We start from the raw sequence: 14,856 nt of genomic DNA on the forward strand, positions 1-14,856 counted from the left end.
AAGCTGGGATGCAGGTCGTAGTAGGCGGATTACTGCAAGAGAGCAATACGTTTAGCGAGGCCGAAAGTACGCTGGCGGATTTCAAACGTTATTTTTATCTGACGGGCGAGGAACTGTTGAAGGAGAATGGAACGAAGAACGAACTAAGCGGGTTTTGCCAGGCTGCCTCAGAACAACAAGTGACGCTGCTCCCAACCCTGTATGCCCAAGCGTGTTCCGGCGGGAAAATACGGCGTAAATCGCTGGATGAGTTGAAACGGCAGCTTATGGCGCACTTTGACAACATACCGGCTTACGATGGGGTACTCTTCGCCCTGCACGGAGCATGGGCTGCGGACGACAATGACGATGCCGACGGGGAAATCGTGTGTGCCATTCGGGAGAAGATTGGACCGACTATCCCATTAGTCATCACTCTGGATTCGCACGCGAATGTCACGCGTACGATCGTTGCGAACGTCAACGGGATTGTAGCTTACCGCACGTTTCCCCATTCGGATTATGCAGAGACGGGCTATAGAGCGGCGCAATTGTTGTTTGCCCTGCTTCGCGAGGAAGTCGAATCGCATCTATGTTATGTGAAGCTTCCGATGATAACGCCTGCGGAAGCGCATCGGACAGACGAGGGACCGATGTTCGAGCTGTGGCGCGAAGCGGCGGCCGGAGAGCGGAGCGGCCAATCGCTTGTCACCTCGCTGTTCGCTGTCCAGCCATGGCTGGACGTAGACGAGCTCGGCTTCTCGGCGGTTGTTATGGGTAGGAGCAAAGAACAAGGAGAAGCGGAAGTCCGCCGGCTCGGCAATCTCATCTGGAGCAAGCGAAAGCAATTCAATGTGACCTTGTACTCGGTCCGGCAAATCGTCGATTTCCTGTATAGTCGCGATAAGCCTACCGTTGGACCGATTGTCGTCTCGGATTCCGCGGACAGCCCGGGAGCGGGATCCCCCGGCGACAGCAATGCCGTTCTGAGGGACCTGTTGGAACTTGGAGCCGAGTCCAAGTTCACTTGCCTGCTGTCGATGGTGGATGCTCCCGCCGCCCGCAAGGCTATTGAGGCGGGTGTCGGCAGCACCGTCAGGCTGCAGGTTGGCCATTCTGTCAGCACCGCGTTCGGTGCGCCGCTCGAGATTGAAGGAGTCGTAGACTATGCAACGGAAAGCGGCATCTTCGTATTCGGAGGGGGAACCGTCGCTAATTTGTCGGCAGATATGGGATGCTGCGCGGTCGTATGCATCGGAGGCATCAAGCTGCTGCTGATGGAAAATCCGACCTTCACCGGCGATCCGGCCATGTACCGCAGTGTCGGGTTGGAACCGCTCGATGCCGATCTCGTCCTGGTGAAGTCGGCGGCCCAGTTCCGTGCGGAATATGGAACCGTCACCGATCGAATCTATTTCCTGGACACACCTGGCGCGAGCACGGCCAACCTGGCGAGTTTGACCTTCACAAGAATACAACGGCCGATGTATCCGTTTGATACTGAAGCCCCATTCGACGGAAGTCCGCACGAGGTGGAGGAGCGTTGGAATGTGACGTTTCAATACGGGGTATACGGAACCGGCGATGATGCCTCCAATCCGGAATATCCGCTGTTTATCGACGACTCCCGAAGACAGCGGGGGAAGTGGAGAAGATTCAAGCCGTCGATAGTCGGAGCCAGACAGCTTCATCCTTCCCGAACCGCATCGATCACCGTGACACAAACGCTATCGTTCGAGGAAGCGCAAGAGATCACGCATCGAATTTCGGCGGCGGAGTCACGCTCGAACGAACAGGGAGACCGGACATTTGCCTATATAGGTCCGGATCAGCCGTGGCGAAATCATTGGACGACAGTAGATGAGGCACAGCGGACTTATCAGAGAACGTATACCTCCGTTGAAGAGGTATTGCAGGATTCGGATTCGGGGAGCAACGCCCTTCAAGCGATTCCTTGCGATAACCTGCTCACGGAAGCGGGCAGATCAGCGCTTCAGAATGAATTGAAGACCTGCGTGCGGACGGCGGGATTCGGCACTCGCGCGGGAGTTGTGGCGGCGGCGAAATATTTGGCTGTTGATTTTCCCTTCGATGTAACTTATGTATCCGGCAACGGAGGCGTCTATCATGACGGTGTGATCGCTGTTCCCGGCACATCGCTGTACCGGTTGAATTGTCAAGACGGTCTGAACATTGACAGCGAGACGACGGGTTGGGGCTGTCTGGATGATGTGTTGTACCAGCATACGGAGAATAAGGTGGAAAATCCGGCCAAGCTCCATGGAACGAATTGCAGTTCATTTGTCTACTGGGCCATCAACAACGGGGGATTTGATCTGTACCGGGATACGGACAGCATGATAGCTTACTACCAGCATACCAAGTACGATTTTAACAAAAGCGATAATCGCTATCCGATTATCAAGATGAACGCTTCTTTTCTCGGCAACGGTATCGGCGGACGCGACGCGAGCGACAGGAACAGCTTTGAATTGACCGGCGAAGCCGGCAAGCCGCTTTCCTATCATCCGACCTGGAACGATGCGGATCAAGCCTTGCCAGGCGGAATTCAGCCGGGCGATCTGGTCGCTGTGGGAACGCGCCACATCGGAATGGTGCTGGAAGTAACCGCGGAATATGTTTATACGGTCGATTCTGTGGAGCATCAGAATGACTATGCGCTGTGCTATAACGGCTACGATGACGTTGAGGCTTCTCACGCGTGCAAAACCAGAATTCAAAACGCCAATCCCGATATCGTCCACTCGGGTGTATATATTCGCAAATTTGCAAGGGATCACGGGCAGAACTATTGGACCCGTCTGATCGCTATGGATTATGTGTACAACAATCCGTCTTTCAAGCGAAGCGGTTCTGAGTTTTATGGCATTTGACTTAACGAAGTGAAAAAAAATTCACGAGGAGGAAATACAATGGCGTCAAAGTACAGAGTTGTCGATGTCGATGCGCATTACCAGGATGACCCGAGACCGCTTCACAAGTATATGGAAGAACCATGGAAAACCCGGATTCGCGACTGGAGCGGAAAGTATTACAGACCGGTCGGCGGAGGGATTACGCATGACGCGATGATGGGAGGACGTATCCGGGTAGGCAAGCATAAGGAATTGCTGCAACGAACTCAAGGGATGGAATCGTCGCGGGAAAGTATTCTGGAGACGATGGAAATGTTGGAATTTGAAACCATTATTATGGTGCCGAGCCAGTTATTGCAATTGGCCAACATCAATGACAAGGATCGCGCCAATGTGATGGCCGAAGCTCACGTCCAGTATATGCTTGACGATATCATCGATCCGGAGAAAGGCATATACTGCTGCTTGCCGGTTCCATCGCAAGACCCGGTTGAAGCAGCCAAATTAATTGAGAGATACGGCGCCGAACCTGGATTTTGCGCGATCCTCTTCGTGACCCAGGGACCTGCGCCACCGCTGGGCGATCGTTTCTACGACCCCATTTATGATGCGGCGGAAAAATATAATCTTCCCTGCATCTTGCACAGTGCTTTCTCGGGACCGGATGCCAATACGTATGCGCATGGTTTCGGCAAATGGTCGGAGGCGCACGGGTTGGATTTTGCCATCAGCAATATGATCCAGTTGACCAGTCTGGTTATGCAGGGCGTGAAGGAGCGTTATCCGAAGCTGGACTTTATTCTTCAGGAATCAGGCATCTTCTATATTCCGCAAATGATGTACCGACTGGACAATGAATATATGCGCCGTCGTTCGGAAACGCCTTGGCTCAAGAAGCTGCCGAGCGAATATGTGAAAGATTTTTATTATGGAACGCAGCCTCTGGAATTGCCAAGCAACATTAACCATTTAAAGATGGTATTCGAGATGATCGATGCGCCGAACACGTTGATGTATGCATCCGATTATCCGCATTATGACTGGGATCATCCGTCTTGTATTGAACGTCTGACCTTCTTATCGGAGGAGGACAAATACAAGATTTTGGGTGAGAATGCAAGAAAGGTTATGCGATTTAAATACCACCCGGCTGGTATTAAGATGGAGGTGACAAAGAAAAGATGAGCAAACATGTGATTTGTCATTCCTCTGAAATCAAGGTAGGCGCCCATAAGGTGTTTACAGTCGGTCGTCATTCTTTTGGCTTATTCAAAGTAGAGGGAAGCTATTATGCGCTAAAAAACCTGTGTCCCCACCAAGGAATGCCGCTTTGCGAGGGGGCCGGAGTATTCGATCAAATTGAAGGAGAAGTAACCGCAGATCGTAAATTAAGAGAGTTTGTGGCTGGGGAAAAAAATCTCGTTGCCTGTCCTTGGCATGGCATTGAATTCGATATCCGCACCGGACAATGCTTGTACCGCAAAGATTGGAAAGTCAGGACTTATGAGGTATTCGTGGATGCCGACGATAATTTGCAGGTAGAGTTGCCGGACTAATGAGGATACATCCCTTGTTTGAAGGCGCAATTAAGTTTCGAGAAACTGGGAGGGAATATGGAACCTATTAAAATATTATCGGCAACCGGTATCCTTGGAACCGGATTTAAGGAAGAGACGTTCAATTATTCGTTGTCGCTGAAGCCTGATGTGATCGGATGCGATGCCGGTTCGACCGATGCCGGCCCGCACTTCTTGGGGGCGGGCGTCTCCTATACGTCCAGGCAAGCGGTCAAACGAGACTTAACGATTATGCTGAAAGGCGCAATCAACCACAATGTGCCTTTGCTTATCGGCAGCGTGGGCAATGCCGGCGGCGATACGCATGTGGACTGGACGGTCGACATTGTCAAGGAGATCGCGGCGGAGCAGAACTTGAGCTTCAAGCTGTCGTACATCTACTCCGAGGTGTCTCAGGAGAAGGTACTCGAATTTTTCCATGGCAACAAGATGAGACCTTTGCAAAATGCCCCGGAAATGTCGGAAGAGCGCATCCGGAATTTAACCAAAATTGTCGGTGTGATGGGACCTCATCCCTTCATCGAGGCTTTGCAAAACGGCGCTCAAGTTGTGATCGCGGGAAGATCCAGTGATACGTCCATCTACGCCGCAGTGCCGATCTTAAAGGGGTTGGATACCGGATCGACCTGGCATGCAGCAAAAATTTTGGAATGCGGTGCGGCGAGCGTCGAGCGCAGACAGCATCCGGATTGTCATTTTGCTTGGGTGTACCCGGATCATTTCATTGTGGAACCGCCAAATCCTACTATGAGATGTACCCCGTTAAGTGTCGTTTCCCACATGCTGTACGAGAATACCGATCCGTTCCACCTGTACGAGCCGTCAGGCATGTTGGATGCTTCGGAGGCCGTGTATGAGCCTTATGGAGAACGCGGGGTTAAAGTAAGCGGCAGCCAATATATTCACTCCGATACGTATACGATCAAATTGGAAGGCGTAAGGCGAGTAGGCTACAAAAAAATATCCATCGCCGGTATTCGAGATCCGATCATACTCCAGCAGCTTCCAAGCTATATCGAGTCGGCGGCAGCCTCCATTCGCAGGAAAGTGAAGGAAAGCGTCGGTCTCTCCGAGGATCAATATTTGTTGAACTATAGAGTGTACGGCGAATCCGGCGTACTGGGCGAGCTGGAACCGAATAAAGGGAAAATCGGTCACGAGGTAGGGTTGTTTTTCGAGGTGATAGCCGAAACCTCCGAGTTGGCCACAGCCGTCATGGCTATCGCGTCACATACCATCCTGCATCATCCGGTGAAAGAATATTCCGGCTTCATCAGCAATACCGCCTACCCGTTCTCCCCGCCTTCTGCGGATATGGGAGCGACCTACGAGTTTGCCATTAATCACATTGTGGAAGTGGAGCACCCTAACGAGCTGTTTAGAATCCACTATGTCCAAATCTAATCCAGCATTCAGAAAGGAGGCAGGTTCGATGTATTTATGTGATTTGGCCAAATTGATCCGATCTAAAAATGCCGGTCCCTTTATGTTAACGATTGACATCTTGTTTGAGAACGAAGCGTTCTATCGGCAAGCATTACGATCGGGGAAGCTTAATAAATCCTACTTTTCACAGGTGTACCGGATTGAAGAAGAGAAAATCGAAATCTACGAGTGCGACAACTGTTACGCCTTAAAAATATCGTTCCCCCGATCGACGGTTTCCGGCGGAGTACTGGACAACGATCTCTTCGGCGGACAGCAGCACGCGCCTATCGTTTACTTGGAAATAGAATAGACACGAAATGGAACGGAAGGCTTCTGACTCGGAAGTAGCCTTCCTTCCATTTATATGTGGGGCGGGAGGAATCGAATGGACAAGAATGCTTCGGATCGATTCATAGACCACCTGGCGATGGTGGGAGAAACTCAACTTACAGAAGAGATCGTGCAGCAAACGAAAATGTGTGTGCTGGATTATATCGGATGTACGTTGGCGGGAGCCCAAATGTTGGAACCGCGAAGCCGCGAGTACTTGAAGAGCTTTCGTACGGACACAGGGCTGACAACGGTGGTAGGGATGGGTGAGAAAAGCAGTCTGCTGGCAGCCGCAATGATCAATGGGATTCATGCTCATGTGGCGGAATTGGATGACGGCCATCGCTATGGCATGATGCATCCGGGCGCACCCGTCATCTCGGCTATGCTGGCAGCAGGGCAACAAGAGCAGATGAACGGCCGGCAGTTTATGAAAGGAATTGTTGTAGGCTACGAGGCGGCTATTCGTCTGGCCAGCGCAGTCCAGCCTAATCATAAGCTTCGCGGTTATCATGCTACAGGCACATGCGGCACAATCGGCGTGTCCATGGCGATCGCAGCGGCGCTTGATTTTACGAAGGAGAACATGAAATCCGCCTTATCCGCTGCGGTGACAAGTGCCGCCGGTGTGCTGGAGGTAATCGACGACAATTCCGAGCTTAAGCCGTATAACGTGGGAAGAGCGGTTGTCGCCGGCATGAATGCGGCCTTTATCGGACGAGTGGGCATGAAAGGTCCGGAAAATATTTTGATGGGCAAACGGGGGTTCTTCAGCACCATTGCCGAACCGGTGGAGCTGTCACACATAAGCGAAATCAGCCCTGATCAACCATTATGTATCGAGCAAATCTATCGAAAGCCTTATGCCGCTTGCAGGCATTGCCATTCCGCAATCGAAGCGGCCCTGCAGCTTGGCCGTTCGCAAGAGATCGAATTAAACCAGATCAAGGAAATCAGAGTGGAAACCTATCGTTTGGCCGTTGAAGGCCATGACCATACGGAGATTCGCGGAATATCGTCAGCCAAAATGAGCACGCCGTATAGTGTGGCCGTGTCGTTAAAATGCGGCAAGGCGGATTATCAGCAATTCATGCCGGAATATTTACAGGATGCAGAGGTGGCGGGGCTGGCAAGGAAAGTAATCGTTTGTGAGAATGAGGAATTATCCAAGCTCATGCCTCATAAACGCGTGGCCATCGTGAAGCTTGTGATGAATGACGGGCAGCAACTGACGCATCGGGTGGACTATCCCAAGGGAGAGCCGGAGAACCCCATAAGCTTGGATGAATTAACGGCCAAATTTAGTTCATTAGCCCTGTTTGCCGGAAAAAGCGAGGAAGCTGTCAGCAGGATTATTCATCATGTCTGGCATTTAGAGACGAATCTGCAAGAGCTTTATCATGAATTATAGGGAGATATTATGGACAACAACATGCTTGGCGGAAAAAGCATCATTCTGAGACTGGAGTTCGATACAAATGCCATTAAATTCGGCCGTGTCGCTTCTGTGATTTTTGAAGCGGGCGGTGACATCGTGGCTATGGATGTGATCCAAACCAGCCGCAACCTGAACGTGCGGGACATTACCATTCAATTATCGGATAGCGGAGATATTCACAACATTACAACCGCCATTAAACAGCTTGAAGGGGTAACCCTTGTCAATATATCGGATCGAACCTTTCTCTTGCACCTGGGCGGAAAAATAGAAACCAAACTCAAAACGCCGATTCAAAACCGGGACGATCTGTCCCGTGTCTATACCCCGGACGTGGCCCGCGTTTGTATGGCGATTCATGAAGAACCTAACAAATCCTATTCCTTGACGATTAAGAGAAATACGGTAGCGGTTATCTCCGACGGGAGCGCCGTGTTGGGCCTTGGCAATATAGGGCCTTATGCGGCCATGCCGGTGATGGAAGGGAAGTCCATGCTATTCAAACAATTGGCTGAAGTGGATTCCTTCCCGATCTGCCTGGATACTCAGGATACGGAGCAGATCATTGCGGTGGTTAAATCGATAGCACCTGGCTTTGGAGGCATTAACCTGGAGGATATTTCCTCTCCCAGATGTTTTGAGATCGAACAGAGGCTCAAGGAAGAGTTGGATATTCCTGTCTTTCATGATGATCAGCATGGAACGGCCGTAGTTGTGTATGCAGCCTTAATCAACGCTCTCAAAATTGTAGGCAAATCCATTCATGAAATCAAAGTGGTCGTTTGCGGAATCGGAGCGGCCGGAGTCGCTTGCAGTAAAATATTGCTCTCTGCCGGGATTAAGCAGATCATAGGCGTAGACCGTGATGGTGCATTGTGTGCGAATAAGAAATATGAGAATAGCATCTGGCAATGGTATGCCGACCATACGAATCCCAATCTTGAATCAGGCTCTTTGCAGGATGTGTTGCGTGGAGCCGATGTATTTATCGGCCTTTCCTCAGGGGGGATTGTAAGCCGAGAGGATATAATGGGAATGGCGGCCAACCCGATCGTATTTGCCATGGCAAACCCGACTCCGGAAATTCGTCCGGAAGAGGTCGAAGACATTGTTGGCGTTATGGCCACGGGGAGATCCGACTATCCCAACCAGATTAACAATGTGTTGTGTTTTCCCGGTATTTTTCGCGGTGCCTTGGATTGCCGGGCGTCTGAAATTAATGAAGAAATGAAATTAGCCGCCTCACAAGCCATTGCCTCTTCCATAACGGATGAGGAACGAAACAAGTTTTATATCGTGCCCAGCGTGTTTAATCAGCATGTAGTAAAGGCGATTCGTGATCTTGTGATTAAAGCGGCGATCAGAACCGGAGTAGCCCGAAAAATTCCCAATGAGTACCGATATGCAGTAGAAAAACAAGCCTAGTAGCTATTAGCAGCTAAGATTAATGAGGACCAGGGTGGATGAGCGAATGAAAGCTTTGTTGTCTATGCAAACGATTCAAATGGAATCCAGTTGGTTTCGCGGCGCTATTTCATTGGAGCGATGGGATAAGGGCATTCAGCCATGGCGATTGCCATATGACCAGTTCAACCTATTTGATCCCGGTTTAATGCAAAGGGCCGCCATACCGTCAGGTGTGAGAATCGCTATCGAAACCGACTCCACGCGGCTCGGATTGAAGGTTCAAGCGGCCGCGCAAGAGAGGCAGTTCGATCTCGTTCTGGGACAGGATATTCATTCCAGCCTTACGCTGTCTGCAGGGGATGAGCTCTTGACGGTCGAGCTTCCCGACGGTCTGAAGCAAGCTGAAATCTACCTGCCGCATAAAGTGCCCGTTACCCTTCAAGCCTTGTTAGTGGACGATGGGGCAATCGTGTCTCCCATGGCGGAGCGTCAACCGAGGTGGGTCACGTACGGCAGTTCGATAACGCAATGCAGCGCGGCTGCCAGCCCGGCGCTGACCTGGCCCGCCATTGTCGCAAGAAGGATGGGCTGGGATTTGACCAGCCTGGGCTTTGGCGGCCAATGCCATCTGGAGCCGATGGTGGCAAGATTGATCCGCGATTTGCCTGCCGAGTTCATCTCGCTTTGCCTCGGGATCAATGTGTATAACAGAGGCAGCTTGAATCTGCGCACATTTCGTTCGGCTGTGATCGGCATGATTTGCATCATTCGTGAGAAACATCCGAATACGCCTCTATTTTCTCTGTCGCCGATTTATTCGCCCGTACGGGAAACAACGGATAATAGCGCGGGATTGTGTTTAGTCAAAATAAGAGAGGAAATTCGCGAGGCCGTTGCCATTCTGACTGCCGCCGGCGATCGAAACCTACATTACTTAGACGGCCTGGATATTCTCGGCTCGCAACATGCCGGTTATTTGCCTGATCAGCTTCATCCTAATGCCGAGGGCTACCAGATCATGGCGGAAAATCTTTTGCAAACCGCCACCTTCACGGCCCTGAAAAAGGAGGGATGAAATCGATGGAGCCATCCATTCTTCATGAGCTCGAAACGATCATACCCAAGGAACGTATCCTCCTTGATTTAGCGGATCGTTATTCCTATAGCTTCGATGCCTCCTTCGGCGAATATTTGCCTGACCTTGTTATTCAACCGAAGGATGCCGACGAGATCTGTAAGCTTGTCAAGCTGGCTAACAAATACCTGATTCCCGTTTATCCAAGAGGGGCGGCGACATCCTTGAGCGGTGGCCCCTTGCCGGTGGAGGGCGGGATGGTATTGGACATGTCGCGTCTCAATAAGAAGCTGGTGATCGACCGCGAGAATTTATTAGCGATTGTCTCCCCTGGCGTCATTACGGCGGACATTCATAAAAAAGCGGAGGAAGTCGGACTGTTTTACCCCCCTGATCCAAGCAGCTCGAATGTGTGTACGATCGGCGGCAATCTGCTGGAAAATGCAAGCGGGCCTAAAGGGTTAAAGTATGGGACCACGAAGGAATACGTGATCGGGTTAGAAGTGGTTACGCCTACGGGTGAGCTCATTCGAACAGGGGGGAAAACGGTAAAAAACGTTACGGGGTATGATCTGACTCGCCTCCTTGTTGGCTCGGAAGGAACATTGGGAATCGTCACTGAAGCGATTTTACGCTTAATTCCTAAACCTCAGGCCAAAAAAACATTGCTTGCCGCATTTTCCCAGTTTATCGATTCCGGATATGCCATCACGAAAATTTTGTCATCGGGAATTTTGCCGGCAGCCATGGAGATCATGGATCAGTATTGTATCAGGGCGGTCGAGAACTACCAGCCGAGCGGCTTGCCATTAGATGCGGAAGCGATTCTGATCATTGAAGTGGACGGCCATCCTATGGCCGTGGAAGAAGAGATTCGCAAGTGCGAAGCGATTTGTTGGGAGCAGCAGGCGTTGTTGGTAAAAGTGGCGGCGAATAAAAGCGAGCAGGATGAAATCTGGAAGGCCAGAAAAATGGTTTCTCCTGCTATCGCTCAAATGGGACCGACCAAAATTTCTGAGGATGCGACCGTCCCCCGCGATCAAATTCCGGTTATGATGGATAAATTGAAACAAATCCGCCACAAATATCAATTAAATCTTGTCGTATTCGGCCATGCCGGAGACGGCAATCTGCATCCCAATATCCTGACCGACAAGCGGAATCTCGAGGAGATGAAGCGGGTGGAGGACGCGATAAGTGAAATTTTCGAAGCGGCTGTCGCACTCGGCGGAACGCTCTCCGGAGAACATGGCATCGGTCTCCTTAAAGCGCCCTATATGGAGATGGAGCTCGGTAAGGAATGCCTGGACATGATGAGAAAAATAAAGCAGGCATGGGATCCGAACCATATTTTAAACCCGGGCAAAATATTTCCCAAGCCATCTCAAACCAAGGTGGTGCTAACTTAAGATGAGCCAGACTGACGATTCCGCTAAAAAATCCAAACTGGCTTATGATGCGACAAACATGTGTATCCAGTGCGGCTATTGCCTGCCTGCTTGTCCGACCTATGCATCGATGGGCACTGAATCCGCTTCTCCGCGTGGAAGAATTAATTTGGTCCGATTGGCGGCTGAGGGCAAAATAAGCATTTCAGAGGATTTGGCGAAGCCGATCGATCTGTGCTTGGGGTGTAGAGCCTGTGAACCGGCCTGCCCGGTCAATGTGCCTTATGGCCGTATTTTGGAAGCTGCCAAAGAAGCCATTCAAACGAGCAAATCCGAAAAACAAGCATTCAGCTTGGGGGATCAGGTAGAGGGATTGGCTTTGACGCAACTGTTTCCTTTCCCGCGACGATTGAAAATAGTAGGGAATGCCGTGTGGTTCTATCAAGCTATCGGATTGGACCGTTTGGTTCGAAGCTCAGGAATATTAAATAAAATATCCCCGAAGCTGGCTCAATTTGAAAGGGTGCTTCCCCGCTTGGAAAGGCCGATTCGCCGCACCAAGTGGGGGAGGCTTATCCTGGCGAAAGGCGAAACGAAAAGGAGAGTAGCTTTTTTCGCAGGTTGTATCATGGATGCCTTGATGAACAGAACGAACCGTCTGACGATTGAACTGCTGACATCGGTCGGGTGCGAAGTAATCATTCCCGAGCAGCAACGCTGTTGTGGCGCCCTGCATGCGCATCAGGGAAAAATGGAAGAGGCCCGGACGTTGGCGAGGGCGAATATTGCCGCGTTTGAAGAGTCGGGATCCAGCTGGTACATCCATAATGCAGGCGGCTGTGGCGCCCTGCTTGGCGAATACGATCATTTACTCGCCGAGGACGAGGCTTGGGCGCAAAGAGCCAAACAATTTTCTGCCAAATCCAAAGATATTAGTGAAATCCTTGTTGAGATGGGACCACTTCCTTTCGATAAACAATATGACGGCGGGCGGGTCACCTATCAAGATTCCTGTCACTTGCGCAACGTTCAGCATATTTCTAAGGAACCGCGTCTACTGCTGCAATCGATACCGGGCGCCCATTTCGTCGAAATGGAGGACAGCGCCAGCTGTTGCGCTTCCGGAGGTATATACAACTTGACTCATTATGAACAATCCATGCAGATATTGGACGCGAAGATGGAGAAGGCGGCTAACACGAAGGCAACGACTATCGTTTCAGGAAACCCGGGTTGTTTGCTGCAGCTGCGAATCGGAATAGACCGGCAAGGAGCTTCGGGTTCTATTCGAGCTTTGCATCTTGTTGAAGTTTTGGCCGAGGCATGCGGGTTGGATAAGTGAATTGTTGTTATAGGACATGAGGGATCGGCGGGATATTGTGCCGCTAAAGGGGCCATTACAACCTTGACCAAAGCGCTTGCTGCGGATGAAGCCAGGTATGGCGTTCGAGTCAACGGACTGTGGATGCACGATAGGTATATCGCATGTTAGCGGGCACGAAATCCGTGAATTGGCTCAAAATTGAGGTTTGTAAGGCGGAACCGAGTAGGATGGTTTAGTGGAATATTGTCAGAAAGTATAAATTCTTTACAGAACTAAAGCGTAGGGGGTGTGCTTGCTAAGCACGGTTGGGGTGAGGCAGAACCATAACGTTACGCTATAACGCTATTTCGTCGGAATGGGGGGAGCCGCCGCGAAATAACGCTACGGGATCACGCTATTTGCCCTTGCTCCCCCGAAAAGGCTATTCCGCCCTCCAATAACGCTATGGCATAACGCTATTTGGCCGCAACAGTGCAGGAACGGCGAAATAGCGTTATGCGGGAGCGTTATTTTTCTGACCAAGTTCGTTGTGAGCTAAAATGGAATAGAATTCCTGTTCATCATCCATACTACAAATGGCTGGCGTGCTACTCCAGATCAGGAAATGGGAGGGTGAATATGTCCGATATCAGCATCCATTTATCCGAGTCTCTATCGACGAACGTCACAAAGATAATGAAGCGTATTACAGGGCTTGCATGCATTAATCTTCCGGTACGAAATAGCTCAATCACACATGGTGGCAGCCAGCATACGATTGGCTGCCATTGTTCGTTGAAGTAACGGGCGGGCATTAGGCTTCCGGGCATAATGCCCGCTTTTCTGTTAGACGCCCTCCCGTGTATTCTTGACGGGGATAAAGGGATGCGTATATTAAATTTATGAATTATAATCAATCTAGAATTGAAAGCGTTATTATATATAATTTTGTCAGATTATAATTCAGAGGTGGGAGATTTGAAATCACTTTTTCTTTCGGTCAAAAGTACTTTATTCAGGAAAACAATGCTTCTATATAGTTTTGCAGTATTTCTACCCATTTTAGTGTTTTTTTTATTCTGCTATTCTACGGTTTATCAATCATTTGAAAAAGAAATTTATACCTCCAATATCAACAAATTAAACACGGTTAAGAACGTTTACGATGTGAAAATATCCGAATTAAGGACATTAACGGAAAAAGTCGACGTATCTCCTTCCATGACGTTGTATCAAATCCAAAACCATCCAGATAGCGTTGTTTCTACGTTGTCATTTTTGACAAGACTGCTGGATCCGCTAAGCGATATATTTTTGTACGAAAGAGGTTCCAATAAACTTTTTTCCTCGTCCGGTACATTCTTTTTTTCACTTGTACTGCCGAATTACATCGCCTCCAGCGATTTGACTGTCGATGAGTTTTATTATGTATTAAACCATGCAGATTCTGTAAATGTACGCCGGGTTATCAGCCCCAATGACCAATCCTATCTATTTTATTATTCACCGCTTTCCCCTAACTTTTCCAATCCGACAAGAACCATTGTTTTTGTAATAGACAATGAAAAATTAAAAAAACTGTTTAATTTCTCTGTAAAAGAAGATGTGAATGAAAACGTGCTTGTATTTGATAAAAACCTCCAATTGCTTAGCAGCTTTGTGCCAGATTCAAAGGGGATGGTCTTGAATCAAATTACTCCTCTTCTGGAGCAGCATAACGGAGATTTTTCAGATACCATCCATATAGACGGACGCCAGCTTTATGTCATTGCCTTGCATTCCAATGAGACCGGTTATTACTATGTCAAGATCACAGATATGCAATATGCCATGAAAAGTCTTATCCAAATAAAAAATTGGGTTATCGTGGTTATTTCGCTCATGCTTGCCATAGGTGCGGTTATCATCATGCTGGGACTAAAGTTCAATTATTTTCCGATTCGGAAAATCGCGTCACAATTGAAAGCGTATTCAAAATCCGGGAATGATGAGCTTAGTACGATAGAAAGGGCAGTAGATGATCTCAACCAGCTTCAAGTGGAATACCGCAATTTT

12 protein-coding genes are annotated in these 14,856 nt (G+C 49.6%); all 12 read left to right on the top strand.

Annotated features, from left to right (window positions below; translation table 11 throughout):
* The first annotated feature begins 8 nt into the window (after positions 1 to 8).
* Positions 9 to 2,873 (top strand): M81 family metallopeptidase, encoded by a 2,865-nt coding sequence (locus PKO02S_RS16395; protein ID WP_127584750.1) that lies wholly within the window; start codon positions 9 to 11, stop codon positions 2,871 to 2,873.
* A gap of 39 nt (positions 2,874 to 2,912) precedes the next feature.
* Entirely contained in the window at positions 2,913 to 4,040 is a 1,128-nt protein-coding gene (locus tag PKO02S_RS16400; RefSeq protein WP_127584752.1) for an amidohydrolase family protein, read from the top strand.
* Positions 4,037 to 4,411 carry a Rieske (2Fe-2S) protein gene (locus PKO02S_RS16405; protein WP_127584754.1) on the top strand — a complete coding sequence of 125 codons (375 nt, stop codon included), beginning with the start codon at positions 4,037 to 4,039 and terminating at the stop codon, positions 4,409 to 4,411. Before PKO02S_RS16400 ends, PKO02S_RS16405 begins: the two co-directional genes overlap by 4 nt.
* A gap of 57 nt (positions 4,412 to 4,468) precedes the next feature.
* Entirely contained in the window at positions 4,469 to 5,836 is a 1,368-nt protein-coding gene (locus tag PKO02S_RS16410; protein WP_127584756.1) for an acyclic terpene utilization AtuA family protein, read from the top strand.
* Positions 5,837 to 5,864: 28 nt separating this feature from the next.
* Entirely contained in the window at positions 5,865 to 6,170 is a 306-nt protein-coding gene (locus tag PKO02S_RS16415) for a DUF4387 family protein (RefSeq protein WP_127584758.1), read from the top strand.
* Between the two features lie 75 nt (positions 6,171 to 6,245).
* Positions 6,246 to 7,601, top strand: a complete 1,356-nt coding sequence (locus PKO02S_RS16420; RefSeq protein ID WP_164821494.1) for an MmgE/PrpD family protein — start codon at positions 6,246 to 6,248, stop codon at positions 7,599 to 7,601.
* Positions 7,602 to 7,610: 9 nt separating this feature from the next.
* Positions 7,611 to 9,053 carry an NAD-dependent malic enzyme gene (locus PKO02S_RS16425; RefSeq protein ID WP_127584762.1) on the top strand — a complete coding sequence of 481 codons (1,443 nt, stop codon included), beginning with the start codon at positions 7,611 to 7,613 and terminating at the stop codon, positions 9,051 to 9,053.
* A gap of 46 nt (positions 9,054 to 9,099) precedes the next feature.
* Positions 9,100 to 10,110 carry an SGNH/GDSL hydrolase family protein gene (locus tag PKO02S_RS16430; protein WP_246067072.1) on the top strand — a complete coding sequence of 337 codons (1,011 nt, stop codon included), beginning with the start codon at positions 9,100 to 9,102 and terminating at the stop codon, positions 10,108 to 10,110.
* 5 nt (positions 10,111 to 10,115) lie between these two features.
* Positions 10,116 to 11,519 carry an FAD-binding oxidoreductase gene (locus tag PKO02S_RS16435; RefSeq protein WP_127584764.1) on the top strand — a complete coding sequence of 468 codons (1,404 nt, stop codon included), beginning with the start codon at positions 10,116 to 10,118 and terminating at the stop codon, positions 11,517 to 11,519.
* Between the two features lies 1 nt (position 11,520).
* Positions 11,521 to 12,840 (top strand): (Fe-S)-binding protein, encoded by a 1,320-nt coding sequence (locus tag PKO02S_RS16440; RefSeq protein ID WP_127584766.1) that lies wholly within the window; start codon positions 11,521 to 11,523, stop codon positions 12,838 to 12,840.
* A 9-nt stretch (positions 12,841 to 12,849) separates the two neighbouring features.
* Positions 12,850 to 12,990 carry an SDR family NAD(P)-dependent oxidoreductase gene (locus PKO02S_RS33295; protein WP_373865214.1) on the top strand — a complete coding sequence of 47 codons (141 nt, stop codon included), beginning with the start codon at positions 12,850 to 12,852 and terminating at the stop codon, positions 12,988 to 12,990.
* A 789-nt stretch (positions 12,991 to 13,779) separates the two neighbouring features.
* A partial coding sequence (locus PKO02S_RS16450) for a hypothetical protein (protein ID WP_164821495.1) occupies positions 13,780 to 14,856 on the top strand: 1,077 nt, incomplete at its 3' end.

The sequence above is a fragment of the Paenibacillus koleovorans NBRC 103111 genome (assembly GCF_004000845.1).
In the GTDB taxonomy this organism is placed as follows: Bacteria; Bacillota; Bacilli; order Paenibacillales; family NBRC-103111; genus Paenibacillus_AA; species Paenibacillus_AA koleovorans.

Coding starts and splice junctions, on each gene's coding strand:
- PKO02S_RS16400 (WP_127584752.1), top strand. CDS start 2,913: ATGGCGTCAAAGTACAGAGTTGTCGATGTCGATGCGCATTACCAGGAT.
- PKO02S_RS16435 (WP_127584764.1), top strand. CDS start 10,116: ATGGAGCCATCCATTCTTCATGAGCTCGAAACGATCATACCCAAGGAA.
- PKO02S_RS16425 (WP_127584762.1), top strand. CDS start 7,611: ATGGACAACAACATGCTTGGCGGAAAAAGCATCATTCTGAGACTGGAG.
- PKO02S_RS16395 (WP_127584750.1), top strand. CDS start 9: ATGCAGGTCGTAGTAGGCGGATTACTGCAAGAGAGCAATACGTTTAGC.
- PKO02S_RS16410 (WP_127584756.1), top strand. CDS start 4,469: ATGGAACCTATTAAAATATTATCGGCAACCGGTATCCTTGGAACCGGA.
- PKO02S_RS16415 (WP_127584758.1), top strand. CDS start 5,865: ATGTATTTATGTGATTTGGCCAAATTGATCCGATCTAAAAATGCCGGT.
- PKO02S_RS16430 (WP_246067072.1), top strand. CDS start 9,100: ATGAAAGCTTTGTTGTCTATGCAAACGATTCAAATGGAATCCAGTTGG.
- PKO02S_RS16440 (WP_127584766.1), top strand. CDS start 11,521: ATGAGCCAGACTGACGATTCCGCTAAAAAATCCAAACTGGCTTATGAT.
- PKO02S_RS16405 (WP_127584754.1), top strand. CDS start 4,037: ATGAGCAAACATGTGATTTGTCATTCCTCTGAAATCAAGGTAGGCGCC.
- PKO02S_RS16420 (WP_164821494.1), top strand. CDS start 6,246: ATGGACAAGAATGCTTCGGATCGATTCATAGACCACCTGGCGATGGTG.